Below are 23830 nucleotides of genomic sequence, written 5' to 3'. Positions count from 1 at the left end.
GGCCGCGCCCGACTTAACCGGTCACAGCGCGCTGGGCAAGGGACCGCGGGCCGCCTCGTAGGCGGCACCGACCCGGTAGAGCCGATCGTCGGCCAGGGCCGGCGCCATGATCTGCAGACCGACCGGCAGGCCGTCGTCGGGCGACAATCCCGAGGGCACCGACATGCCGCAGTGCCCGGCCAGGTTCAGCGGCAGCGTGCACAGGTCGAACAGGTACATCGCCAGCGGGTCGTCGACCTTCTCCCCCAGCCGGAACGCTGTGGTCGGGGTCGCCGGGGACACCAGCACGTCGACACTCTCGTACGCCCGGTCCAGATCGCGGCCGATCAGCGTGCGCACCTTCTGGGCCTGGTTGTAGTAGGCGTCGTAGTAGCCCGCCGACAACGCGTAGGTCCCGATCATGATGCGGCGCTTGACCTCCGGCCCGAAGCCCGCGGCGCGGGTCAGGGCCATCACTTCCTCGGCGCTGTGCGTACCGTCGTCGCCGACCCGCAGGCCGAACCGCATCGCGTCGAAGCGGGCCAGGTTGCTGGACACCTCCGACGGCAGGATCAGGTAATAGGCGGCCATCGCATGGTCGAAGTGCGGGCAGTCGACCTCGCTGACCTCTGCGCCGAGGCTCTGCAACTGGGCCACCGCGGCGTTGAACGATTCCAGTACGCCGGGTTGGTAGCCCTCACCGCGCAGCTGCTTGACCACACCGACCCGGACACCCTTGAGGTCACCGGCCGCACCGGTGCGGGCCGCGGCGACAACATCGGGTACCGCAGCGTCGATCGACGTCGCGTCGCGCGGGTCGTGGCCGGCGATGACCTGGTGCAGCATCGCGGTGTCGAGCACCGTGCGCCCGCACGGTCCGCCCTGGTCCAGCGAGGAGGCGCAGGCGATCAGTCCGTAGCGCGACACCGTGCCGTAGGTCGGCTTGACCCCGACCGTGGCGGTCAGCGCGGCCGGCTGCCGGATCGAGCCGCCGGTGTCGGTCCCGATGGCCAGCGGGGCCTGGTAGGCAGCCAGTGCGGCGGCGCTGCCGCCGCCGGATCCGCCGGGCACCCGCTCGGTGTTCCACGGGTTGCGGGTCGGGCCGTAGGCCGAATTTTCGGTCGACGAACCCATGGCGAACTCGTCCATGTTCGTCTTGCCCAGGATCGGGATGCCCGCGGCCCGCAACCGCAGCGTCACCGTCGCGTCGTACGGCGCCTGCCAGCCCTCGAGGATCTTGGATCCGGCGGTGGTCGGCATGTCGACGGTGGTGAACACGTCCTTGAGCGCCAGGGGTACCCCGGCCAACGGCGAGGGCAGCCGCTCCCCGGCGGCCACTGCGGCATCGATCCGCGCCGCATCGGCCAGCGCGGAGTCAGCGGCCACGTGCAGGAACGCGTTGAAGCGGTCGTCAGTGGCGGCGATCTGGTCCAGGTGGGCCTGGGTCACCTCGGTCGATGAGACTTCCTTGGCTGCGATCTGGGCGCCCAGGGTCGCCGCATCGCGCCGGATCAGCTCACTCATATCGGTCACTCACCCTCTCCGAGAATCCGCGGCACGGCGAAGCGTCCGTCCTCGGCGCGCGGCGCCGCGGCCAGCGCCTCATCCTGGGTCAGGCTGGGCGCGACGATGTCCGGCCGGCTCACGTTGACGATCCCGGCTGTTTCCCCGGGTCGCTCCGCTCCTGCCCGCCGAACGAGGGGATTGTCGGTGGCCTCGACACCAGTGACGTCGACGGACTGAATCTGGCTGACGTGGCCGAGGATGGCATCCAGCTGGCCGACGAAACCGTCCAGTTCGCTGTCGGTCAGCGCCAGACGCGCCAAACGCGCCAGATGGGCAACCTCGTCTCGGGAGATCTGCGACACGACAAAGCAGCCTAGTCAAGGCACCGAACCGGGCTCCGCCCGGCGGGTCACCGACGTGCCCGCCGTTGCCCCTTGTGCCACAGTGATGCGCGTGCCTTCCTATCTGTTGCGGGTCCAACTGGAGGACCGTCCAGGCAGCCTCGGCTCGTTGGCGGTGGCCTTGGGCTCGGTGAACGCCGACATCCTGTCCCTGGACGTCGTCGAACGCGGGCCGGGCTACGCGATCGACGACCTCGTGGTCGAACTGCCCGCCGGAGCGATGCCGGACTCACTGATCACCGCGGCCGAAAACCTCTCCGGGGTCTTCGTCGACAGCATCCGCCCGCACATCGGCCTGCTGGAAGCACACCGCGAACTCGAACTCATCGACCACGTGGCCGCCGCGCCCGACCGGTCGGCCAAGTTGCAGGTGCTCGCCGACGAGGCGCCCAGGGTGCTGCGGGTCGGTTGGTGCACGGTGGTGCGCTCCACCGACACCGGCCTCGACCGGCTGGCCGGCAGCGCCAGTGCGCCCGAGACGCAGGCCGAATCGGCGCCGTGGCTCCCGCTGCAGGCGGCGACGGCGCTCGACGGCAATGCCGACTGGGTGCCCGAGGTGTGGCGCACCATGGACTCCGCGCTTGCTGCGGCACCGCTCGGTGAACCGCGCACCGCGGTGGTGCTGGGCCGCCCCGGCGGTCCCGACTTCCGGCCCTCGGAGATCGCCCGGTTGGGCTATCTGGCCGGCATCGTGGCGACCATCCTGCGCTGATTCTGCGACTTTGGGTGTTCTCCACGACTGTTAGCGTCTTCTCGGGTTGACAAATGCTTCCGCACTGAAAGGCTGCACGTGGAGTCCTGGCTGATATTCCTGGCCGTGATGCTGTTCTTTGCGGCGGCCATCGTGCTCGTCGTCGCGTTGCGCACCCGGGAGAAGTCCACAGAATCCGCCCCGCCTGCCCGGCAGGATCCGCTCAAGTTCGCCGAGATGCCACGCTTCGGCCCCCGCCAACTCGGTCCCGGCGCGATTGTCAGCCACGGCGGGATCGACTATGTGGTGCGCGGATCGGTGACCCTGCGGGAGGGGCCTTTCATCTGGTGGGAACACCTGCTCGAGGGCGGTGATGACGGCCTGCCCCTCTGGTTCAGCGTGGAAGAGGATGAAGGTCGACTGGAACTGGTTATGTGGCACCGGCATCGGGATGCGGCGCTGCAACCGGGCGGCGACCACACCGTCGACGGCGTGGTGTACCGCGAAGCCGAACGTGGCCACGCGTCTTACACCACCGAGGGCACCACCGGCCTTCCTCCGGCCGGAGACATGGCCTATGTCGACTACGCCAACGCCGACGAAACCGCATTGCTCAGCTTCGAGCAGTGGGCACCCACCATGGGGTGGGAATTGTCGGTTGGACGGGCGGTTCGCCCGGGTGAACTTACCGTTTACCCGGCTCCGCCGGCGACGCCGTAGGCCGCTCTGTGCCCCTGTACCAACTCGCGGTGGCCCCTGCCGACGTATCCGGCACAGCGCTTCGGCTGACGCTGAACGCGCCGGTGCCCGAGCCGCTGGCCCGTTCCCGGCTGCGCCATCCCGACAGGGGCGTGTTGACCCTCGGCGTGCTCGGCGCCTCGCACGTGGTCACAGTCGACCATCCGCACGCACAGTTCTCCGAAGAGGTGTCGTGCACCGAGCAGGTCGGTGGCACTCATCTTCCCGAGCGCGCCGACCACGCCGGCTACCGCCTGCGCTCGCGCATCGCCACCCTCGATGAACCCGGTTTCCGGGAACTCGCCACTGCGCTGCGGACGTCCTGCGCACTCGAGCCCGGCTGGATAGGTGGCACGTTCCCCGGCGACGACGCAGCGTTAACAGTGCTGACAGCACAGCCATTACCCAGCGGATGGCGTTGGCGCACTTGGCATTTATACCCCGATCAGCATGGGGGAACGGTCGTCTTCACCACCAGCAGGTGGCTGCCATGAGCCGCAATCAGCTCTTCGTCCTGGCGGGCGGACTCGCGGTGGCCGGGGTGGCGTGTCTGCTGCTGGGCATCTCCTTGCTCTCCGATGTGCGTTCATATGTCGGCAAGAACTATGCGCAGTACAGCACCGGCGCCAGCGGCACCCGGTACAGCTGCGATGGGTCGCCGACCGCGGTGGCCGCCAAACTCGCCGCCGAGAAACGACCGCAGGCCCGGGCCACCGACCGCGGCACCGAATACCTGCGCTACGACGACTACATCGTCGCCGTCGGCCCCGACGGCAGCCGGCCCTGCAGCATCCGGATCGAGAACCTCGCCGCCGGCTACCACCATGGCAGTTACATCCATCTGGGACCCGGCTTCACCCCCGGGTCTCCGTCCGGTAGCTCCGGCGGCAGCCCAGGCGGTCCGTACGGCGACGCCAAATGACGGGCACCACGTGACGGTGTTGTCGTGACGGCAGTCGACACCGCACCCGGTGATTCGACGCGGTGGCGCGCTCTGCTGCTCGCCGCCGTCGCGGCTTGTGCTGCATGTGGGATCGTCTACGAACTTGCGCTGCTGACCCTGTCGGCCAGCCTGCACGGCGGCGGTATCGTAGCCACCTCCCTGATCGTGGCCGGCTACGTCGCCGCCCTGGGCGCGGGCGCGCTGTTGGTCAAGCCACTACTGCACCGAGCGGCCATCACCTTCATCGCGGTAGAAACGCTGTTGGGCATCATCGGCGGCCTGTCCGCGGCGGCTCTGTACGTGACGTTCGCGTTCGTCGGCGGGTCACTGTGGGTGCTGGTTGCCGGCACGGCGCTGATCGGCTCGCTGGTGGGTGCCGAGGTTCCGCTCTTGATGACGCTGTTGCAGCGCGGTCGCACGGCCGGGGCCGCCGATGCCGGACGCGTGCTGGCCAACCTCAACGCCGCAGATTATCTGGGAGCGTTGATCGGCGGGTTGCTGTGGCCTTTTCTTCTGCTCCCCCAGCTCGGCATGATCCGCGGCGCAGCCGCCACCGGCATCATCAATCTCGCTGCAGCCGCGGTGGTTTCGCTGTTCCTGCTGCGCACGGTGGTCACCCGCCGGGAGTTGACCGCCGCTCTGAGCGTGCTGGCCACTGCCCTGGCGGTGCTCGTCACCCTGTTGATCGCCGCCGACGGTATCGAGTCGACAACCCGCCAACAGCTATACGCCGACCCCATCGTCGCGTTCGAGCAGTCGCCTTATCAAGAAATCGTGGTCACCCGGCGTGGCACCGACACTCGGCTGTATCTCAATGGAGCACTGCAGTTCTCGACTCGCGACGAGTTCCGCTACACCGAGAGCCTGGTCTACCCGGCGCTCGGCGCCGACGCCCGCTCGGTGCTCATCTTGGGCGGTGGCGACGGTTTGGCGGCCCGAGAGATACTGCGCCAGCCGGGTATCGACACAATCGTTCAGGTTGAGCTGGACGCCGCGGTGGTCGAGCTGGCCCGCACCACATTGCGCGACATCAATCACAATTCCCTCGACGATCCCCGAGTCAGGGTGGTCATCGACGATGCGATGACATGGTTACGGCAGCCGGGCTCACGTCCCGCGGGCGGGTTCGACGCCGTCATCGTCGATCTGCCCGACCCCGACACCCCGGTTCTCGGCCGACTGTACTCGACCGAGTTCTATGCCCTGGTCGCCCGGGTTCTCGCGCCCCACGGGCTGATGGTGGTGCAGGCGGGCAGCCCCTACTCCACCCTGAATGCCTTCTGGCGCACCATCTCCACCATCGAATCGGCCGGCTTCGCCGTCACCCCGTACCACGTTCACGTGCCGACGTTTGGCGACTGGGGATTCGGGCTGGCCCGCCCGAACAGCACGCCACCGACGCCGACCATGCCGCACGGCACCCCGCCGCTGCGCTTCCTCAATCAGCAGGTGCTCGACGCCGCGACGGTGTTCTCCCCTGACATCGCGCCGCGCCCGATGGAGCCCTCGACACTGACGAGCCCACGCATCGTGGACGACATGCGATTGGGTTACGGCTGATCGGCGGCCGGCCCTTCGGCCAGCAATTTCCGGAACCCGTCCTCGTCGAGGATGGGGACGCCCAGTTCGACGGCCTTGTCGTACTTGGATCCGGGCGCGTCTCCGGCAACCACATAGGCGGTTTTCTTCGACACCGAGCCGGCCGCCTTGCCGCCCCGGGCGATGATGGCCTCCTTCGCCTGGTCCCGGGAGAACCCGGGCAGCGAGCCGGTCACCACGATCGACAGGCCTTCCAGCGTGCGCTGGATGCTGGCGTCACGCTCGTCGGCCATCCGCACGCCGGCCGCCCGCCACTTGTCGACGATGGCGCGGTGCCAGTCGACGGTGAACCAGTCGACCACCGCGGCGGCGATCGTCGGGCCCACGCCTTCCACCGCGGCGAGCTGCTCCTCGGAAGCCGCGACGATGGCGTCCAGGCTGGCGAATTCGGTGGCCAGCGCGCGGGCCGCGGTCGGGCCGACATGGCGGATCGACAATGCCACCAGCACCCGCCACAGCGGCTGGTTCTTGGCCTTGTCCAGGTTGGCCAGCAACCGTTTCCCGTTGGCCGACAATTCCCCGGCCTTGGTGGTGAACAGTTCGGTGCGCAGCAGGTCGTCGGAGGTCAATGTGAACAGGTCGCCTTCGTCGGCGATCACCCCGGCGGTCAGCAGCGCCGTCGCCGCCTCATAGCCCAGCCCCTCGATGTCGAAGGCGCCGCGGCCGGCGACGTGAAACACGCGCTCGCGCAGCTGCGCCGGGCAGCTGCGGGTGTTGGGGCAGCGGATGTCGGCGTCGCCCTCTTTGGCCGGGGCCAGCCGGGTGCCGCACTCGGGGCAGTGGGTCGGCATGACGAATTCCCGCTCGGACCCGTCGCGCAGATCGACCACCGGACCGAGCACCTCGGGAATGACGTCGCCGGCCTTGCGGATCACCACGGTGTCGCCGATCAGCACTCCCTTGCGCTGCACCTCGGTGGCGTTGTGCAGGGTGGCCAGCCCGACCGTGGAACCGGCCACCTTGACCGGCTCCATGTAGGCGAACGGCGTGACCCGGCCGGTGCGCCCGACGCTGACCCGGATGTCGAGCAGCTTCGTGGTGGCTTCCTCCGGCGGGTACTTGTAGGCCACCGCCCAGCGCGGCGCCCGTGACGTGGCGCCGAGCCGACGCTGCAGGGCCACCTCGTCGACCTTGACCACCAGGCCGTCGATCTCGTGGTCGACCTCGTGGCGGTGCTCGCCCCAGTAGGCGATCTTGTCGGCCACCGCGGCCACCCCGGAAACCTTGGTGGTGTGCGTCGACACCGGCAGCCCCCACTGGCCCAGCGCCCGGTAGGCGTCGTGCAGGGTGGCGAACGGGAATCCGGTGGGGCTTTCGACATGGCCGAGCCCGTGGCAGATCATCCGCAGCCGACGGCGCGCGGTGACGGCCGGATTTTTTTGCCGCAGTGAGCCGGCTGCGCTGTTGCGGGGGTTGGCAAACGGCGGCTTGCCCTCGGCGACCAGGCCGGCGTTGAGATCCTCGAAGTCGGCGACCCGGAAGAACACCTCGCCGCGGACCTCCAGCACCTCGGGCACCGGAAACTCCTCGGAGGGCTGCAGCTGCGTCGGGATGTCCTCGATGGTGCGGGCGTTGAGCGTGACGTCCTCGCCGGTGCGGCCATCCCCCCGGGTCGCGGCGCGCACCAGCCGGCCCTGTCGGTACACCAGGGACAGCGCGACGCCGTCGATCTTCAGCTCGCACAGGAAGTGTGCGCCGTCGCCGATCTCACCGCTGATCCGCACCGCCCAGGCCGACAACTCGTCGGAATCGAACACGTTGTCCAGGGACAACATCCGCTCCAGGTGCTCGGCGGGAGCGAAGTCGGTGGCGAAGCCGGCACCTCCGACCAGCTGTGTCGGTGAATCCGGGGCCCGTAGCTCGGGATGCGTGTCCTCCAGCGCCTGCAATTCCCGCAGCAGCACATCGAACTGGGCGTCCGAGACGATCGGCGCATCTTTGACGTAATAACGAAACTGGTGCTCGCGCACCTCGTCGGCGAGCTCTTGCCAGCGCCGCCGCACGTCGGCATCGGGCTGTTCGGGCAGCACGGCGTCGGTGTCTCCGGTCGGCTTCGCACTCACCCTGGCAGGCTAGCCGAGCACGCCGACAGGTGACTGCAGGCAGTGTGCGGCCGTCGGCGCGAGGAGTCAGTTCAAGGACGCCGCCGGAACCTCACGATGTCGTGCCAGCGGTTGCCAGTGGCATCGCAGAACACGAACCCCTCGGATTCGGCGAGCGCACGCAGTTCGGCGACGCTCAGCCGCTGCGGGTCGGGGAATCCTTCTCGGAACACCAGTAGGCCACCGGGTTTGACGATGCGGTGCAGAGACCGCACGCACCCCTGCCGGTTCGAGATCTCGCCGAGCACCGAGGCCAGGAATGCGACGTCGAAACTGTCGTCGTAGAAGGGCAGTTCGTCTTCGGCGTCGCCCTGATGGAAGCTGACGTTGTAGCACTCGGCACGGTCCAGCGCGCTTCGGGATTTGTCCAGCATCTCGAGCCGGCTGTCCAGCAGGTCCAGGCGGCCCCGGGTCAGTTTCTGCGAGATCGCCACACTGAAGTAACCGGGCCCGGGCCCCACTTCGAGCACCCGTTCAAACCCGGTCAGGTCGAGCTGTTTGACCGCGCGGTCGTCATCGCCGCTCATCCTGCGCAGCGGATTGTTCAGGAAGTAGGCGGCCTGATGCGGATACGGCAACACACCGGCCCGGCGGGTTTGCCGGGTCAGGGAATCCAACCAAGTCGTAGGCATGGCACACTTCCTACCAGAAGTAGGTAAGGCTAACCTAATCACTCACCTGGTGGTCGTGGGAGTCCTGTTCCGCACCCCAGTAATCTGACGGCATGCCGCACCCGATCATGTTCAGCGATGACGACCTGGGGCTGGCCGAACTCCGCGCCGTCGCGCTGGGTTTTCCCGAGGCGTTCGAGAAGATCTCCTGGGGACGGCCGGTGTTCTGCGCCCCCAAGATGTTCGCCATGTACGGCGGCAACGTGAAACCCGAGACCCGTGGCGAGATGATCCCCTATCCGCATTCGCTGCTGGTCAAGGTCGACGAGAGTGACCGGCGGGCGCTCGAACAGGACAGCCGCTTCTTCTTCCCGGCCTACCTGGGCCCGTTCGGCTGGCTGGGCCTGGACTTCACCGCCGCGAAAGTAGATTGGGTCGAGGTCCGCGAACTCGTCGACGCCTCGTTCCGGTTGGTCGCCTCGCGCCGACTCATCAAACAACTCGACGAAAGCCGGTAACCAGCGCCATGAGCTTTGCCAGTCCGTTCCCCGACGTCGAACTCCCGACCGTCAGCGTCTACGACTATCTGTTCGCCGATCTGTCCCCGGCCGATGCCGACCGCATCGCCCTCGTCGACGCCGGGTCCGGCACCGAGACCAGCTACGGCGAGCTCGTACGCCGAATCGACGCCTTCGCAGGCGGATTGGCCGCGCGCGGCGTCGGGGTCGGCGACGTGGTGGCGCTGCTGTCACCCAACAGTTCGGGTTTCGCCGTCGCCTTCCACGGCATCCTGCGCACCGGCGCCACCGCCACCACGGTCAACGCGCTGTTCACCGCGCGCGACATCACCAAGCAACTGAAGGATTCGAAGGCACGCCTGCTGGTCACCGTCGAAGCGCTGTTGCCCCAGGCGGTAAAGGGAGCAGTCGGGGCAGGCCTCACCGAGGACGAGGTGGTGGTGCTCGACGGGGCCGGTCTCGGCGCCGACGGGCCGGCCCCCGACGTGTCCTTCGACCCGGCGACTCATCTGGCCGCGCTCCCCTACAGTTCGGGGACGACGGCCAATCCCAAGGGCGTCATGCTCACCCACGCCAACCTGACCGCCAACGTCGCGCAGATCCGCCCCCTGCAGGGGATGACGTCCGATGACCGGCTGCTGGCCGTGTTGCCGTTCTTCCACATCTACGGCATGACGGTGCTGCTCAACGCCGCTCTGCACGCGCGGGCGCGGCTGATCATCATGCCGTCGTTCGATCTCGGCGAATTTCTGGGCAACATCTCCACCCACCGCTGCACCTTCGCCTACATCGCCCCGCCGGTGGCCGTCGCCCTGGCCAAGCATCCCCTGGTCGATTCCTACGACCTCTCCTCACTGCGCGGCATCATGTCCGGCGCGGCGTCACTGGACGCCGATCTCGGCCGCGCGGTGGCTGATCGGTTGGGCTGCACGGTGTCCCAGGGGTATGGGATGAGTGAACTCAGCCCGGTCAGCCACCTCACCCCACACGACGGTGGGCTGGCGAGTATCGGCTCGGTGGCACCACTGAATTCGTGCGGCTGGACTGTCCCCAATGGGGTGAGCAAGTTGGTCGACCCCGACACCGGCAACGAAATCGACGTCCCGGCAGAGGGTTTGAGTGAAACAGGTGAGCTGTGGTTCAAAGGGCCCAATGTGATGGCCGGTTATCTCGGCAATGAGGAGGCCACCCGGGAAACCATCGACGCCGACGGTTTCCTGCACACCGGCGATCTGGCCCAGGCCGACTCGACCGGATGCGTCTACGTCGTGGACCGGCTCAAGGAACTGATCAAGTACAAGGGCTACCAGGTGCCGCCGGCCGAACTCGAGGCGGTGCTGCTGAGCCATCCCGACATCGCCGACGCCGCGGTGATCGGCGTGCTCGACCGCGAGACCGGCGAAGAAGTGCCGAAAGCTTTTGTGGTCAAACAACCTTCAGCCGAGCTGAGCGCCGACGAGGTGATGGCCTTCGTCGCCGGGCAGGTGGCGCCGTACAAGAAGGTACGCCAGGTCGAGTTCATCGATGCGGTGCCGAAATCCTCGGCGGGCAAGATCCTGCGCCGAGAACTGCGCACTCGCTAGCCGCCTTGTCACGCCAGAGTGGCTGTCGATGTCGGCCGTCACTCTGGCGTGACAATGGACGCCAGAAGCCGCATCACCCAAGACGACCTCTCGGTTGCCGCTGGTGGCCGCCGCTCAGATGGCGTCCGGATCTTCGGCGAAAGCGTCGGCGGCTTTCTGGGTGAGTTCCGTTGCGGTGCGGGCCCACTGGATGGTGGCACCGGCCAGCCCGCACGCCGGCGTGATGCCGATCCGGTCGGTCAGCACCGACCGGGCGAACCCCAGCCGGTCGGTCAGCCCCGCCACCGCCTTGGCGATCTCCTCGGCCGAGGGCCAGCCCTCGGGCGCGGTCGCCGGCACCACGCCGAGCAGCACGGTGCGGCCGGAGTCGACAAACTCCCCGATCCCGTCCAGGTCTGCCGGTGTGAGTGTCGATGCGTCGACGGAGACAGCCTGGACAGCGCTGCGCAACAACGCCTTCCAGGGCAGATCGGGCGCACAGCTGTGCACGGCGACGTCGGAGCCGACAGCGGCGACACACGCGTCAATCAGGGCCATCGCCACCGGTTCGTCCACCGGATGTACCGGGGTGAAACTGGTCACCCCGGACAGCCGGCCGGCCAGGGCAGCCGGCAGCGATGGTTCGTCGAGCTGGACCACCACCGGGGTTTCCAGCCGGCGGGCCACCTCGGCGCAGTGGCCGGCCAGGCCTTCGGCCAGCGAGGCCGCGAGATCGCGCAGCGCACCGTGATCGGTGATGGCCCGGTGCCCGTTGGGCAGTTCCAGCTGCGCGGCCAGCGTGATCGGTCCGGGCGCCTGCACCTTGACGGCACGTCCGCTGCCCCGCAGCCCGGCGTGCTCCCAGGCCTCTTCCAGCGCGTCGACGTCCTCACCGAGCAGACTCACCGCCCGGCGCCGCGCGGCGCTGCGGCCCGAGGCGATGCGGTACCCGCGCGGCACCGTGTCGATGGCGATGTCGACCAGCAGCGCGCCGGCGCGGCCGATCAGATCCGCACCGATCCCCCGCGCCGGGAGCTCCACGAGGTGCGAAAGTGTGTGCAGTTCACCGACGACCACTTCGCTGGCGGCACGAGGCGAGGTACCCGGCCAGGACCCGATACCGGTGGCCGCTGCGAAAATGCTCATCCGGCGACGCTCACGCGCGGGTGATGGTCGCGCTGGCGATGACCTCGTCACCCTCGGCGTCCGGCCGGTACAGCACCATGGTCTGCCCCGGGGCGACCCCACGCAGCGGTGGCCGCAGGCTCACCACCAACCGGCCGTCCCGCAGCTCGGCGACCGCGTCGGTGATCCCGCCGTGGGCACGCACCTGAACCTGGCATTCCACCGGCCCCTGCAGCGGAGTCCCGCTGGTGAACACCGGCTTGTCGCCGAGTAATTCGGACACCTCGAGATCCTCGACGGATCCGACCTGCACCGTGCCGGTCTCGGCGTCGATGCCGGTGACGTATCGCGGGCGACCGTCGGCACCCGGCCCCGCGATGCCCAGGCCCTTGCGCTGCCCGATCGTGAAGCCGTGCACGCCATCGTGTTCGGCGAGCACTGCGCCGTCGTTGTCGACCACCGCACCGCGGCGGACCCCGATGCGGGCGCCCAGGAAGGCCTGGGTGTCCCCGGACGGGATGAAGCAGATGTCGTGGCTGTCAGGCTTTTTCGCCACCGCCAGGCCCCGCTCGGCGGCCTCGGCGCGAATCTGCGGCTTGGGGGTGTCGCCGATCGGGAAGATCGCGTGCGAGAGTTGTTCGGCGGTCAGCACACCGAGTACATAGGACTGGTCCTTGTCGGCGTCGACCGCGCGACGCAGCCGGCCATCGGACAGCCGCGCGTAGTGCCCGGTTGCCACGGCGTCGAAGCCGAGCGCCAATGCCCGCGCGGCCAGCGCGGAGAACTTGATCCGCTCATTGCACCGCACGCAGGGGTTGGGCGTCTCGCCCCGGGCGTAGGCCTCGACGAAGTCGTCGATCACGTCCTCGGCGAACCGGTCGGCGAAATCCCATACATAGAACGGGATGTCGAGGATGTCGGCCACCCGGCGGGCGTCGCCGGCGTCTTCTTTCGAGCAGCATCCCCGCGAGCCGGTACGCAGGGTGCCCGGCGCCGAGGACAGCGCCAGGTGGACGCCGACGACGTCATGGCCGGCGTCGACCATCCGGGCGGCGGCCACCGAGGAGTCCACGCCACCGCTCATCGCGACCAGGACCCGCATCAGGCCGACCTCCCCGCGCTGGCCAGTGCGGCCTGGCGGGCCCGCTCGACGGCGGCGGGTAGCACCTCGAGCACTGCGTCGATGTCGGCGTCGGTACTGGTGTGCCCCAACGAGAATCGCAGCGATCCGCGGGCGGTGGCCGGGTCGGCGCCCATCGCGACCAGGACGTGCGAGGGCTGCGCCACACCTGCGGTACACGCCGAACCGGTGGAGCACTCCACGCCCTTGGCGTCGAGCAGCATCAGCAGCGAATCGCCCTCGCAACCCCGGAACGTGAAGTGGGTGTTGGCCGGCAGCCGCCCGGCTCCCCTGGGTCCGTTGACGAAGCTGTCCTCGATGGTGGACAGCACTCCGTCGATCAGCTTGTCCCGCAGCGCCTGCACCCGGGAGCTGTGCTCGCCGAGCCCGCCGATCGCCACCTCGGCGGCCGCGGCCATCGCCACCACACCGGCCACGTCGGGTGTGCCCGAACGCACGTCGCGTTCCTGCCCGCCGCCGTGCTGCAGCGGCACGCAGGCCGTGTCACGGCGCAACAGCAGTGCGCCGACGCCCATCGGGCCGCCGAACTTGTGCGCGGCGATGCTCATGGCCGCCAGCCCGGTGGCGGTGAACTCGACCGGGACCTGCCCCACGGCCTGGATCGCGTCGCTGTGCATCGGGATGTCGAACTCGGCGGCGACGGCAGCCAGCTCGGCGATCGGCATGATCGTGCCGACCTCGTTGTTGGCCCACATGATCGTGATCAGGGCCACGTCCTCGGGGCCGTCGCCGGCCTCGATGGCGGACCGCAGCGACTCCGGCGCCACCGCGCCCTCGGCGTCGACCGGCAGCCAGGTCACCTCGGCACCCTCGTGGTCGACGAGCCACTGCACCGCATCGAGCACGGCGTGGTGCTCGACGGCGGTGGTGACGATCCGGCGGCGCTTCGGCTCAGCATCGCGGCGGGCCCAGTAGATGCCTTTGACCGCGAGGTTGTCGCTCTCGGTGCCCCCGGCGGTGAAGATCACCTCGGAGGGACGGCAGTCCAGCAGACCGGCCAGGGTCTCGCGAGCTTCCTCCATGCGCCGCCGGGCCTGCCGGCCCGAGCCGTGCAGCGACGAGGCGTTACCCACGCTCGCCAGCGCAGCCGTCATCGCGTCGATGGCGGCTGGATGCATCGGTGTGGTGGCGGCGTGATCGAGATAGACCGGCCTGCCCGCGGAGGAGGTCATAACCTCTCCAGGATAGCCGCTGGCAGGTGGGCCGCCGTCCGGCCGCCGTCAGGCCGCCAGAACGTGCGCGGGAGCCTGGGGCAGCCGCTGGTGTCCGGTCCGATCCGCACGGACCGCAGCTTCGCACCGCGCCGCCAGGGCACGCCGGTCCGCCCCGGGCAGCTGCAACGACCCGACATGTACGTGGCATACCGTGCGACGTGCGGTGATGACCCGGCGCACCGACCGCACCAGGGTGTCCTCGCCCACGAACGCCGGGACGGTGGAGGGCCGGCCGTCGCGGTGCCGATAGTCCAGCCGCAGCGGCTGCACCGGCCGGGCCGCGTCGATCGCGGCCTGGAACATCGCCGGCCGGAACGATCCGTAGGCCAGTCCGCACCAGGTGGTGCCCTCCGGAAAGGCCACCACGGTGTGCCCGGCGCGCAGCCGTTCGGCCACGGTGTGCACCACCGCGGGCAGCCGGCGCAGGCTGCCCCGGTCGATCGGGATCACCTTCATGACCCGGGCCAACCGCCCGACGGCCGGCCATTCCACCAGGTCGGCGCGGGCCACGAAGGAGCCGGGCAGGACCGCACCGACCGTGAAGATGTCCAGCCAGGACACGTGGCCACTGACCACCAGGACCCCTTGGAGGTTGCGAATAGGTCCGCCCGACAGCGAGATTCGCACCCCGAAGCACCGCAGCATCAACCGGCAGTAGAAGCGCTGCAAGTGGGATCGGCCCGGCATCGGCACCGCCAGCAGTGGCACTCCCGGCGCCAACAGCACGGCCATCACGACCCGCACCGTGGTGCGGATCCAGACCACCGGACGCCGGCCGGCCTCGGCACTTCCGGCCTGCACGCAACTGGCGTCACACGACGCCCTGGGCAGCCAGGAGTGCTCACACCCCGGCTCGGACTGCCCACCTCGGGTCTGGGGCGCGGTCATACCGCACCCCCGGTCTTCCCGCCGGCCATGTCGGCCGCCGCCGAGACCGAGCGCAGGCGCTTGAGGTAGCGGACGTCGGCGCGGCGCTTGTCGAGCAAGGCCGGGAAATCGCCCACCCCGAAATCGGGATCGTGCGCCGGTTCCCCGCACACCTGCGCTCCCAGCCGCAGGTAGCCACGCATCAGCGGGGGCACCGTGGTCCGCGACGGCGGGTCGATGTCGTCGAGGCCGCGGCCATCCAGGGCCACCGGCCGATACGGGTACACCGTGTGTTCGGCGGGTGCGGCGTGGCGGCGCCGGACGACGTCGCGGACCCCGCGGATCTGGGTCCCCGGCGGCCCGTCGGCGTTGCCGGCCACCGGCACCGATACACAACCGGTCACGTAGTCGTACCCGCACCGGTCGAGGTAGGCCAGGATGCCCGCCCACATCAGCAGCACCACGGCGCCGTTGCGGTGATCGGCCCGCACCACCGCACGGCCCATCTCGACCAGCGAGGGCCGCAGCGCATCGAGGCCGCGCACGTCGAACTCGGTGGCGGTGTAGAGCCCGCCCGCGGCGATCGCGCCCGGCGGCGGCAACATCCGGTAGCAGCCCACCAGCTCACCGGTGTGGTCCTCACGCACCAGCAGGTGGTCGCAGTGCTCGTCGAACCGGTCGGCATCCAGACCGGACGAGCGGCCGTCGGTCGCGCTGCCGAGGGTGAAACCGGGTTCGGAGGTGAACACGTCGTAGCGGAGCCGCTGGGCGGCCTCGATGAGCTCGGGATCGGTCGACAACAGCAGGGTGTAACGCGGCGCACCGGACGCCACGCTGTCGGTGTGATCAGCGGCGATGAGTACAGATGCAGTGCTCATAGCCAGCACGGTCGCCCAGTGGGGTCTCCAGACGGCATCACCCGTGTGACATGTCCGTGAGCACCAGGTGACGTTTTGCCCGTTGTCGGCGCTCAGCGCACCCGGCGGTCCTTGCGGGCTTCGAGTTCGTCGTCGTCGACGATGACGAGCATCGGTTCACCGGGCACACACAACATGTTGACCAGGAACTTCAGCGGGACGTCGTCGCGGTTGTTGGCGTCCGAGTAGTGGATCACGTCACCGCCGGGCTCCCAAAACGCCTCGCCGGCCTTGACCACCCGCGGCGCCTCGCCCTCCAATTCGAAGAGCATCTCGCCCTCCAGCACATAGCCGAATGCCGGTCCGGCCGGATGCCGGTGCGGCGGCGCCCCGGGCGATCCCGCGGGCCATTCGATGATCGTCGTCATCACCTCGGCGTTGGGCGGGATGAACGGCGGTGTCACACAGCCGATCACCGTCATCGCGTCCTGCAGCGCCTGCTCGCGCTCAGCTGACACCGGCATGTCAGTGCGCCGCGATGAAGTCGGCGAAACGGGTTTCGGTGAGGATTCCGTCATCACCGGTCACCAGGCTGTCGGCGTCCACCGCGGTGCCGAAATACGTTGCCTGCGGGTCGATCACCACCGGCTTGTCGTCACCCCGCCTGGCCAGCACGGCGCGGGCCATGTCGGCGAACGAAAGCTTTTCCGGCCCACCGATGTTGACGATTCCGTTGACCGGGGAGCCCTGCGCGACCTCGGCCACCTGGGCGGCGACGTCGTCGACGGAGATCAGCTGGATCCGCGCGTCGGGTACCCGCACCTCGTCCCCGACCACCAGGGTGTCGGTGATGGCCTCGGCGAATTCCTGGAACTGCGTGGCGCGCACGATCGTGTACGGCAGACCCGAGCCGGTGATGATCTCCTCCTGGGCCACCTTGGCACGCATGTAGCCGCTGTCCGGCAGCCCGTCGGTGCCCACGATCGACAGTGCGACGTAATGGCCGACGCCGGTCTCCTTGGCGGCGGCGACCAGGTTGCGCGACGAGGCGGTGAAGAAGTCCAGCACCGCGGAGTCCTCGAACGACGGTGAATTCACCACGTCCACCAGCACCTGCGCGCCGCTGAGCGCGTCCACCAGGCCCTCGCCGGTGAGGACGTTGGCTCCTGTCGAGAGCGAGGCGGCGACCACGTCATGCCCGGCATCAGTGAGCAACCGCACGACCCGTGAGCCGATCTGGCCGCTGGCACCTATCACTGTGATCTTCATGGTGCGAATCCCTTTCTCGATGTGCTGACGGAGTCAACACTGGCACCCGCCGAGGTGGCTGCACACCCTGGAAAGTCCGTAGTCCGGTCCGGGAATCCGCCCGCCCGTCCCACGCGTACTTCCCCGCCGTCGCCGCCTACTTCCCCGCCACGTTGTCAGGCCAGAGTGGCCCTCGACCGCGGTAGCCACTCCAACGTGACACTCGGCGCGGCAGCCAATTCGGCGCGGCAGCCAACTCGGTGCGGCAGCCAACTCGGTGCGGCAGCCAATTCGGCTCGGATGGCACGGAAACGCCCCGACCCACACAGCACAAAACCCCGGCGCACACCAGGTGCGCCGGGGTTTTGTGTGGTACTGAGCGGACTATCCCTTGCGGGCCTTGACCGCGTCGGTCAGCTGCGGGGCAACCTTGAACAGGTCACCGACGATGCCGAGGTCGGCGATCTCGAAGATCGGGGCTTCCTCGTCCTTGTTCACCGCGATGATCGTCTTCGAGGTCTGCATACCGGCCCGGTGCTGGATCGCGCCGGAGATGCCCAGGGCGATGTACAGCTGCGGCGACACGGTCTTACCGGTCTGGCCGACCTGGAACTGGCCACCGTAGTAACCCGAGTCGACCGCGGCACGCGAGGCACCGACAGCAGCGCCGAAGGCGTCGGCCAGCGGCTCGACGACATCGTGGAAGCCGTCCTCGCCACCGACACCACGACCACCGGCGACCACGACGCCGGCCTCGGTGAGCTCGGGGCGGTCACCGGCGACAGCGGGCTCGCGCTTGGTGATCTTGGTCGCGTTCTCGGCCTGGGCCGGGACCTCGACGTTGACGACCTCGCCGGCACCGTCGGCCGGGGCGGCCTCGATCGAGCCCGGACGCACCGTGATCACCGGGGTGTCGCTGGTGACCTGGGCCTCGACGGTGAAGGCACCACCGAAGATGCTGTGGAGACCCACCGCACCCTCGCGGACCTCGACCACGTCGACCAGCAGGCCCGAGCCGATCCGGGCGGCCAGGCGGGCGGAGATTTCCTTGCCGTCGGCGGTGGCGGCGATGACCACGCCGGCCGGCGCTGCCGACTCGGCCAGTCCGGCCAGCACGTCGACCACCGGGGTGACGAGGTAGTTCTCCGCGTCGTCGGACTCGGCGACGTAGATCTTGGCCGCACCGGCGGCCTTGAGGCCGTCGACCAGCGGGGCCGCCGTGCCCGGCTTGCCCACCACGACAGCGGCAGGCTCACCCAGGACCCGGGCGGCGGTGATGAGTTCGGCGGTGACTTTCTTCAACGCGCCTTCGGAGTGCTCAACGAGCACAAGTACTTCAGCCATGAGTTCTCGTTAGTCTTTCGGAGAGTAGGTGGTCTAGGACAGCTGCCTAGATGAGCTTTTGGGCGACCAGGTACTCGGCGATCTTGGTGCCGCCGTCGCCCTCGTCGGTCACCTTCTCACCGGCGGTCTTCGGCGGCTTCGGGGTCGAAGACAGCACCTTGGAACCGGCATTGGCGACGCCGACCTCGTCGGCCTCCACGCCGATCTCGGCGAGGGTGAGCACGGTGACTTCCTTCTTCTTCGCGGCCATGATGCCCTTGAAGGACGGGAAGCGGGGCTCGTTGATCTTCTCGTTGACGCTGACCACGGCCGGCAGCGAGGCCTCCAGGGTGAACACGCCCTCGTCGGTCTCCCGCTCGGCGGTGACCTTGCCGCCCTCGACGTTCAGCTTGCGCACGTGGGTGAGCTGCGGCAGGCCCAGGTACTCGGCGATCACAGCCGGCACTGCGCCGCCGACGCCGTCGGTGGCCTCGTTACCGGCGATGACCAGCTCGGTGCCCTCGATGGTGCCCAGCGCACGGGCCAGCGCCCATGCGGTCTGGACGACGTCGGAGCCGTGCATGCCGTCGTCCTTGAGGTGCACGGCCTTGTCGGCACCCATGGACAGCGCCTTGCGGATCGCCTCGGTGGCGCGCTCCGGGCCGGCGGTCAGCACGGTGACGGTGCTGTCTCCGCCTTCACGCTCCTTGATCAACAGCGCCTCTTCCACGGCGCGCTCGTTGATCTCGTCGAGCACGGCGTCGGCAGCCTCGCGGTCGAGGGTGAAATCGCCGTCGGACAGCTTGCGCTCCGACCAAGTGTCTGGGACCTGTTTGATCAGGACCACGATGTTCGTCATGACTCTGGTTCGTCCTCCTCGATGAGACCGGTGGCCCGGCTCATATCACGTTCTGAGCAACTAGCACCATGTTACCGGGCGGTAACTTATGGTGGTTCGCAGGACCACCATAGCTGGTCGGAGTTTGTATTCCGGCCTCCCCTACCACACCCCGGAGGCATCCAAACCGTTGGCGATTCGCCACCGACCCCTTCAACCTGGGTAACCCTGGGTTAGCCTGCCTTCCAATGAGCGCAAACGCGGCGGGCCCGGACGGAGTCCTCACCCAAGCCCAACCCCTGGCACTTCCTCTCACCGGCGAGCGGACCATCCCCGGCCTGGCCGAGGAAAACTACTGGTTCCGCCGCCATGAGGTGGTGTACCGACGCCTGGCCGACCGGTGCGTCGGTCGCGAGGTCCTGGAAGCCGGCTGCGGCGAGGGCTACGGTGCGGATCTGATCGCCGACGTGGCCCGCAAGGTGATCGCCCTGGACTACGACGAGGCCACCGTGGCCCACGTGCGGGCCCGCTATCCCAGGGTCGAGATCACCCACGGCAACCTGGCCGAGCTCCCCCTGGCCGACGAATCGGTCGACGTCGTGGTGAACTTCCAGGTCATCGAGCACCTTTGGGACCAAGCACAATTCGTCTCCGAGTGCTTCCGTGTGCTGCGTCCGGGCGGTGTGTTCCTGGTCTCCACCCCGAACCGCATCACCTTCTCGCCCGGCCTGGACACCCCGCTGAACCCGTTCCACACCCGTGAGCTCAACGCCGCGGAGCTCACCGAGCTGCTGGTCGACGCCGGGTTTGCCGTCGAGGCGATGCTCGGGGTCTTTCACGGTGCCGGGCTCGCCGAACTCGACGCCCGGCACGGCGGCTCGATCATCGAGGCACAGGTGCAGCGCGCGGTGGCCGACGCGCCATGGCCCGAGCAGCTGCTCGCCGACGTGGCCGCGGTGACCGTCGACGACTTCGATCTGACCTCGTCGGGCGACCGCAACATTGACGACAGCCTGGACCTGGTCGCGATCGCGGTGCGGCCGTGACCTCCAATCCCGACCCCGAGCCGGTACCCGGGTTATTCACGCTCGTCCTGCACACCCACCTGCCCTGGTTGGCCCATCACGGTCGCTGGCCGGTCGGCGAGGAATGGCTCTACCAGTCCTGGGCGGCGGCGTACCTGCCGTTGATGCGGGTGCTGCGTGGCCTGGCCGCCGAGGATCGCCGGCATCTGATCACCCTCGGCATGACGCCGGTGGTCACCGCACAACTCGATGATCCGTACTGCCTGACCGGGATGCACCACTGGTTGGCCAACTGGCAGTTGCGGGCCCAGGAAGCAACGACGCTGCGTGAGCCGGAAGGTTTGCGGCAGTTCGGGATTCGTGAGTACGCCGAGGCCGGCGCGGCGATCGAGGAGTTCGCCACCCACTGGCGCCACGGTGCCAACGGATTGTTGCGCTCCCTGATCGACGCCGAGACCATCGAACTGCTCGGCGGGCCGCTGGCCCATCCGTTCCAACCGCTGCTCAACCCCCGGTTGCGCGAATTCGCGCTGCGCGAAGGGCTGGCCGACGCCCAGCTGCGTTTCGCCCATACCCCGGTTGGCATTTGGGCACCGGAATGCGCGTATGCCCCAGGAATGGAAACCGGCTACGCCGCGGCCGGTGTCGGGCATTTCATGGTGGACGGGCCGTCCCTGCACGGTGACACCGCGCTGGGCCGGCCGGTCGGCGACTCCGATGTGGTCGCCTTCGGCCGCGATCTTCAGGTCAGCTACCGCGTGTGGTCACCCAAGTCTGGTTATCCCGGGCACGCCGCCTACCGCGACTTCCACACCTACGACCACACCACCGGCCTCAAGCCCTCCCGGGTCACCGGCCGCAATGTGCCCTCGGCGGAGAAGGCGCCCTACGACCCGCAGCGCGCCGACCGGGCGATCGACGAGCATGTCGCCGACTTCGTCGGGGTGGTCCGTCGCCGGCTCGTCAGCGAGAGCGAGCGGATCGGTCGTCCGGCGCATGTGGTGGCCGCGTTCGACACCGAGCTGTTCGGGCACTGGTGGTACGAGGGTCCGGAGTGGCTGGGCCGGGTGCTGCGGGCCCTGCCCGCGGCCGGCGTCCGGGTGGGCACGTTGTCGGACGCCAAGGCCGACGGATTCGTCGGTGCCCCAACGGAATTGCCGCCCAGCTCGTGGGGTTCGGGCAAGGACTGGCAGGTCTGGAACGGCGAGAAGGTGTCCGACCTGGTGCAGCTCAACAGCGAGGTGGTCGACGGGGCCCTGAGCACCGTGGACAAGGCGCTCACCCAGCACGCCACCGTCGGTGCGCCGACGCCGCGGGATCGGGTGGCCGACCAGATCCTGCGGGAGACGCTGCTGACGGTGTCCAGCGACTGGCCGTTCATGGTGAGCAAGGATTCTGCCGCCGAGTACGCCCGCTACCGGGCCCACCTGCATGCCCACGCCACCCGCGAGATCTCCGACGCGCTGGCCTCGGGCCGTCGCGATCACGCCGAGCGGCTGGCCGACGGGTGGAACAAGGCCGACGGCCTGTTCGGTGCCCTCGACGCCCGGCGTCTGCCAAAATGACCACCAGCGCGAGCGTGCGCGTCTGCCGCTCGACACCCCGCAAATCCTCAGCATTGTGCGCACGCTCGCACCGGTACGAAGGCACGCAGTCATGAAGATCCTGATGGTGTCCTGGGAATACCCGCCCGTCGTCGTCGGCGGTCTGGGTCGACACGTGCACCACCTGGCCACCGCGCTGGTCGAGGCCGGCCACGAGGTCGTGGTGCTCAGCCGCAGGCCCACCGACACCGACCCTAGCACCCACCCCTCGACCGACGAGATCAGTGAGGGGGTCCGGGTGGTTGCCGCCGCTCAGGATCCACACGAGTTCGAGTTCGGCACCGACATGATGGCCTGGACCTTGGCCATGGGGCATGCGATGGTGCGCACCGGCCTTGCCGTCAAAGACAATTCGGGTGACCGGTGGGTTCCCGACCTCGTCCACGCCCACGACTGGCTGGTCGCGCACCCAGCCATCGCCCTGGCCGAATTTTTCGACGTCCCACTGGTTTCCACCATCCACGCCACCGAAGCCGGTCGGCACTCGGGGTGGGTTTCCGGGCCGATCAGCCGCCAGGTGCATGCCGTGGAGTCGTGGCTGGTGCGCGAATCCGATTCGCTCATCACCTGCTCGGCATCCATGAGCGAGGAGATCACCCAACTGTTCGGACCTGACCTCTCCGAGATCAGGGTGATCCGCAACGGCATCGATGCCGACCTGTGGCCGTTCGCGCCGCGCCGGCCGCGGCAGGGCCCGCCGCAGCTGCTCTACGTGGGCCGGCTGGAGTACGAGAAGGGCATCCAGGAGGCCATCGCCGCGCTCCCCCGGATCCGCCGCGCCCATCCCGGCACCACACTGACCATCGCCGGCGACGGCACCCAGCAGGAATGGCTCGTCGAGCAGGCCCGAAAGCACAAGGTGGTCAAGGCAACCCGCTTCGTCGGTCGGCTCGGCCATGACGACTTGGTGAGCGCGCTGCAGGCCGCCGACGCAGCCGTGCTGCCCAGCCACTACGAACCGTTCGGCATCGTGGCCCTGGAGGCGGCGGCCACGGGAACCCCGCTGGTCACCTCCAACGTCGGCGGCCTCGGCGAAGCGGTGATCGACGGGCAGACCGGAATGTCCTTCGCACCACGGGATGTGGCGGGCCTGACGGCGGCGGTGCGTGCCGTGCTCGACGATCCGAAGGCCGCGCAGCGGCGAGCACTCGCCGCCCGCGAACGGCTCAGCGCCGACTTCGACTGGCACACTGTGGCCGCCGAGACCAGTCAGGTGTATCTGGCGGCCAAACGGGCCGAACGGGAACCCCATCCGCGCCGTCCGATCGTCGAACACGCGTTGCCCGACCGCTGAATTGACCGATCCGCCGCCGCACCCGGCCCACACCGAGCACAATCGAGGCGTGGCCCGGACCCGCAATCACCCCGCGTGCGCTGCGCTCGTCGGCGCCTTCGTTGCGCTCGGCCTCGCCGCACCGGCGTCGGCCGAGCCCAGCCTGCCCGTGTTCGAACCCCACCCGTCGGACTGGGCGCCGAACTACACGGTGTTCCCCTACAACCTGTGGCAGGTTCGCGTCACGCCCGAGCAGATCGACGCCCAGCGCGAGTCCTGCCAGTGGTTCAACGCCCAGTACGACACCTTGATGAGCCAGATCGTGGGCTTCCAGCATTTCCTGGGTGAGCACGGCGATTACTGGACCGAGCCCGGCGTCCAGGCCGCCGGCGACGCCGTCCAGGCGAACATCGACCAGTCGGCGGCGTTCCTGGATTCCCGCGCCCACACGCTCTACATCACCAATTACCCCGACCACAGCCAGTACTCACCGCTGTACAACGGTGACTCGATCTACCACCTGTGGTTCCAGCTGACCCAGATCAGCGACAAGATGCGACAGCAACAGCCGTCCGGGTTCATCAACGCCAACATCGCCACGGCGCAGGTCTACGGGAACGTGATCCGCGAGTCCGGGGTGTGCAACGGCGCCTGAGGTTGCCGGG

Annotated in this window: 24 protein-coding genes; 11 read left to right on the top strand and 13 right to left on the bottom strand. The window is 68.7% G+C overall.

From position 1 onward, the window contains the following. Positions 1–21: 21 nt before the first annotated feature. Positions 22–1503 (bottom strand): Asp-tRNA(Asn)/Glu-tRNA(Gln) amidotransferase subunit GatA, encoded by a 1482-nt coding sequence (gatA, locus tag FR943_RS11100; protein ID WP_217156908.1) that lies wholly within the window; start codon positions 1501–1503, stop codon positions 22–24. A gap of 5 nt (positions 1504–1508) precedes the next feature. Next, on the bottom strand, positions 1509–1847 hold the full coding sequence (gatC, locus tag FR943_RS11095; protein WP_217156906.1) for an Asp-tRNA(Asn)/Glu-tRNA(Gln) amidotransferase subunit GatC: 339 nt from the start codon (positions 1845–1847) through the stop codon (positions 1509–1511). 85 nt (positions 1848–1932) lie between these two features. On the opposite strand from gatC, the gene FR943_RS11090 reads away from it, so the two are divergent. The 5 genes from FR943_RS11090 (at position 1933) to FR943_RS11070 (ending at position 5818) form a co-directional block, all read left to right on the top strand. After that, positions 1933–2598 (top strand): ACT domain-containing protein, encoded by a 666-nt coding sequence (locus FR943_RS11090; RefSeq protein ID WP_218045546.1) that lies wholly within the window; start codon positions 1933–1935, stop codon positions 2596–2598. Positions 2599–2676: 78 nt separating this feature from the next. Continuing rightward, entirely contained in the window at positions 2677–3297 is a 621-nt protein-coding gene (locus FR943_RS11085; RefSeq protein ID WP_217156903.1) for a DUF4178 domain-containing protein, read from the top strand. Positions 3298–3305: 8 nt separating this feature from the next. Further along, positions 3306–3809, top strand: coding sequence for a DUF2617 family protein (locus tag FR943_RS11080; protein ID WP_217156901.1), 504 nt, complete (start codon positions 3306–3308; stop codon positions 3807–3809). Then, positions 3806–4237 (top strand): DUF4247 domain-containing protein, encoded by a 432-nt coding sequence (locus FR943_RS11075; RefSeq protein WP_217156900.1) that lies wholly within the window; start codon positions 3806–3808, stop codon positions 4235–4237. Before FR943_RS11080 ends, FR943_RS11075 begins: the two co-directional genes overlap by 4 nt. Before the next feature lie 24 nt (positions 4238–4261). Then, entirely contained in the window at positions 4262–5818 is a 1557-nt protein-coding gene (locus tag FR943_RS11070) for a polyamine aminopropyltransferase (protein ID WP_217156898.1), read from the top strand. Here the strand turns inward: FR943_RS11070 and ligA are convergent. Beyond that, positions 5809–7920 carry an NAD-dependent DNA ligase LigA gene (gene ligA / locus FR943_RS11065; RefSeq protein WP_308170525.1) on the bottom strand — a complete coding sequence of 704 codons (2112 nt, stop codon included), beginning with the start codon at positions 7918–7920 and terminating at the stop codon, positions 5809–5811. The genes FR943_RS11070 and ligA overlap by 10 nt on opposite strands. 71 nt (positions 7921–7991) lie before the next feature. After that, positions 7992–8576 (bottom strand): class I SAM-dependent methyltransferase, encoded by a 585-nt coding sequence (locus FR943_RS11060; RefSeq protein ID WP_217158140.1) that lies wholly within the window; start codon positions 8574–8576, stop codon positions 7992–7994. A gap of 107 nt (positions 8577–8683) precedes the next feature. Between FR943_RS11060 and FR943_RS11055 the strand changes: the two genes are divergently transcribed. Further along, positions 8684–9088 (top strand): MmcQ/YjbR family DNA-binding protein, encoded by a 405-nt coding sequence (locus tag FR943_RS11055; RefSeq protein WP_217156896.1) that lies wholly within the window; start codon positions 8684–8686, stop codon positions 9086–9088. 8 nt (positions 9089–9096) lie between these two features. Further along, on the top strand, positions 9097–10671 hold the full coding sequence (locus FR943_RS11050) for a 4-coumarate--CoA ligase family protein (protein WP_217156894.1): 1575 nt from the start codon (positions 9097–9099) through the stop codon (positions 10669–10671). 114 nt (positions 10672–10785) lie between these two features. Here FR943_RS11050 and FR943_RS11045 read toward each other — a convergent pair whose 3' ends face one another. The 9 genes from FR943_RS11045 to FR943_RS11005 form a co-directional block, all read right to left on the bottom strand. Continuing rightward, positions 10786–11796: a methionine synthase gene (locus FR943_RS11045; protein ID WP_217156892.1), complete on the bottom strand. Its 1011-nt coding sequence runs from the start codon at positions 11794–11796 to the stop codon at positions 10786–10788. A gap of 10 nt (positions 11797–11806) precedes the next feature. Further along, positions 11807–12877, bottom strand: a complete 1071-nt coding sequence (mnmA, locus tag FR943_RS11040) for a tRNA 2-thiouridine(34) synthase MnmA (protein WP_217156891.1) — start codon at positions 12875–12877, stop codon at positions 11807–11809. Then, a complete protein-coding gene (locus FR943_RS11035; RefSeq protein WP_217156889.1) occupies positions 12877–14088 on the bottom strand; it encodes a cysteine desulfurase family protein in 1212 nt (403 codons plus the stop codon). Before FR943_RS11035 ends, mnmA begins: the two co-directional genes overlap by 1 nt. Before the next feature lie 48 nt (positions 14089–14136). Then, entirely contained in the window at positions 14137–15018 is an 882-nt protein-coding gene (locus tag FR943_RS11030; RefSeq protein ID WP_217156888.1) for a lysophospholipid acyltransferase family protein, read from the bottom strand. Beyond that, positions 15015–15875 (bottom strand): GNAT family N-acetyltransferase, encoded by an 861-nt coding sequence (locus FR943_RS11025; RefSeq protein ID WP_217156886.1) that lies wholly within the window; start codon positions 15873–15875, stop codon positions 15015–15017. Before FR943_RS11025 ends, FR943_RS11030 begins: the two co-directional genes overlap by 4 nt. 92 nt (positions 15876–15967) lie before the next feature. Then, a complete protein-coding gene (locus FR943_RS11020) occupies positions 15968–16378 on the bottom strand; it encodes a cupin domain-containing protein (RefSeq protein ID WP_217156884.1) in 411 nt (136 codons plus the stop codon). A 1-nt stretch (position 16379) separates the two neighbouring features. Beyond that, on the bottom strand, positions 16380–17123 hold the full coding sequence (locus FR943_RS11015) for an SDR family oxidoreductase (RefSeq protein WP_217156882.1): 744 nt from the start codon (positions 17121–17123) through the stop codon (positions 16380–16382). A gap of 363 nt (positions 17124–17486) precedes the next feature. Further along, complete coding sequence (locus FR943_RS11010) at positions 17487–18446, bottom strand: electron transfer flavoprotein subunit alpha/FixB family protein (protein WP_217156880.1); 960 nt, start codon at positions 18444–18446, stop codon at positions 17487–17489. Between the two features lie 46 nt (positions 18447–18492). Continuing rightward, a complete protein-coding gene (locus FR943_RS11005) occupies positions 18493–19284 on the bottom strand; it encodes an electron transfer flavoprotein subunit beta/FixA family protein (RefSeq protein WP_217156878.1) in 792 nt (263 codons plus the stop codon). Positions 19285–19511: 227 nt separating this feature from the next. Between FR943_RS11005 and FR943_RS11000 the strand changes: the two genes are divergently transcribed. The 4 genes from FR943_RS11000 to FR943_RS10985 all read left to right on the top strand — a co-directional run bounded on the left by FR943_RS11000 (position 19512) and on the right by FR943_RS10985 (position 23820). Continuing rightward, complete coding sequence (locus FR943_RS11000) at positions 19512–20309, top strand: class I SAM-dependent methyltransferase (protein WP_217156876.1); 798 nt, start codon at positions 19512–19514, stop codon at positions 20307–20309. Beyond that, complete coding sequence (locus FR943_RS10995) at positions 20306–21853, top strand: 1,4-alpha-glucan branching protein domain-containing protein (RefSeq protein ID WP_217156875.1); 1548 nt, start codon at positions 20306–20308, stop codon at positions 21851–21853. Before FR943_RS11000 ends, FR943_RS10995 begins: the two co-directional genes overlap by 4 nt. Before the next feature lie 91 nt (positions 21854–21944). Continuing rightward, positions 21945–23186: a glycosyltransferase family 4 protein gene (locus tag FR943_RS10990; RefSeq protein WP_217156873.1), complete on the top strand. Its 1242-nt coding sequence runs from the start codon at positions 21945–21947 to the stop codon at positions 23184–23186. Positions 23187–23235: 49 nt separating this feature from the next. Next, on the top strand, positions 23236–23820 hold the full coding sequence (locus FR943_RS10985; protein ID WP_217156871.1) for a hypothetical protein: 585 nt from the start codon (positions 23236–23238) through the stop codon (positions 23818–23820). Positions 23821–23830: the final 10 nt, after the last annotated feature.

The organism is [Mycobacterium] fortunisiensis (genome assembly GCF_019050325.1).
GTDB lineage: Bacteria > Actinomycetota > Actinomycetes > Mycobacteriales > Mycobacteriaceae > Mycobacterium > Mycobacterium fortunisiensis.
Note: the sequence above shows the minus strand (reverse complement) of the source record. Positions and strands in the feature narration are given on the sequence as shown.

Excerpts from the sequence above, each read along its gene's own strand:
- gatA (WP_217156908.1), bottom strand. The coding sequence starts at position 1,503 with ATGAGTGAGCTGATCCGGCGCGATGCGGCGACCCTGGGCGCCCAGATC.
- FR943_RS11090 (WP_218045546.1), top strand. The coding sequence starts at position 1,933 with ATGCGCGTGCCTTCCTATCTGTTGCGGGTCCAACTGGAGGACCGTCCA.
- FR943_RS11075 (WP_217156900.1), top strand. The coding sequence starts at position 3,806 with ATGAGCCGCAATCAGCTCTTCGTCCTGGCGGGCGGACTCGCGGTGGCC.
- FR943_RS11055 (WP_217156896.1), top strand. The coding sequence starts at position 8,684 with ATGCCGCACCCGATCATGTTCAGCGATGACGACCTGGGGCTGGCCGAA.
- FR943_RS11050 (WP_217156894.1), top strand. The coding sequence starts at position 9,097 with ATGAGCTTTGCCAGTCCGTTCCCCGACGTCGAACTCCCGACCGTCAGC.
- FR943_RS11045 (WP_217156892.1), bottom strand. The coding sequence starts at position 11,796 with ATGAGCATTTTCGCAGCGGCCACCGGTATCGGGTCCTGGCCGGGTACC.
- mnmA (WP_217156891.1), bottom strand. The coding sequence starts at position 12,877 with ATGCGGGTCCTGGTCGCGATGAGCGGTGGCGTGGACTCCTCGGTGGCC.
- FR943_RS11035 (WP_217156889.1), bottom strand. The coding sequence starts at position 14,088 with ATGACCTCCTCCGCGGGCAGGCCGGTCTATCTCGATCACGCCGCCACC.
- FR943_RS11030 (WP_217156888.1), bottom strand. The coding sequence starts at position 15,018 with ATGACCGCGCCCCAGACCCGAGGTGGGCAGTCCGAGCCGGGGTGTGAG.
- FR943_RS11025 (WP_217156886.1), bottom strand. The coding sequence starts at position 15,875 with ATGAGCACTGCATCTGTACTCATCGCCGCTGATCACACCGACAGCGTG.
- FR943_RS11020 (WP_217156884.1), bottom strand. The coding sequence starts at position 16,378 with ATGCCGGTGTCAGCTGAGCGCGAGCAGGCGCTGCAGGACGCGATGACG.
- FR943_RS11015 (WP_217156882.1), bottom strand. The coding sequence starts at position 17,123 with ATGAAGATCACAGTGATAGGTGCCAGCGGCCAGATCGGCTCACGGGTC.
- FR943_RS11010 (WP_217156880.1), bottom strand. The coding sequence starts at position 18,446 with ATGGCTGAAGTACTTGTGCTCGTTGAGCACTCCGAAGGCGCGTTGAAG.
- FR943_RS11005 (WP_217156878.1), bottom strand. The coding sequence starts at position 19,284 with ATGACGAACATCGTGGTCCTGATCAAACAGGTCCCAGACACTTGGTCG.
- FR943_RS11000 (WP_217156876.1), top strand. The coding sequence starts at position 19,512 with ATGAGCGCAAACGCGGCGGGCCCGGACGGAGTCCTCACCCAAGCCCAA.
- FR943_RS10990 (WP_217156873.1), top strand. The coding sequence starts at position 21,945 with ATGAAGATCCTGATGGTGTCCTGGGAATACCCGCCCGTCGTCGTCGGC.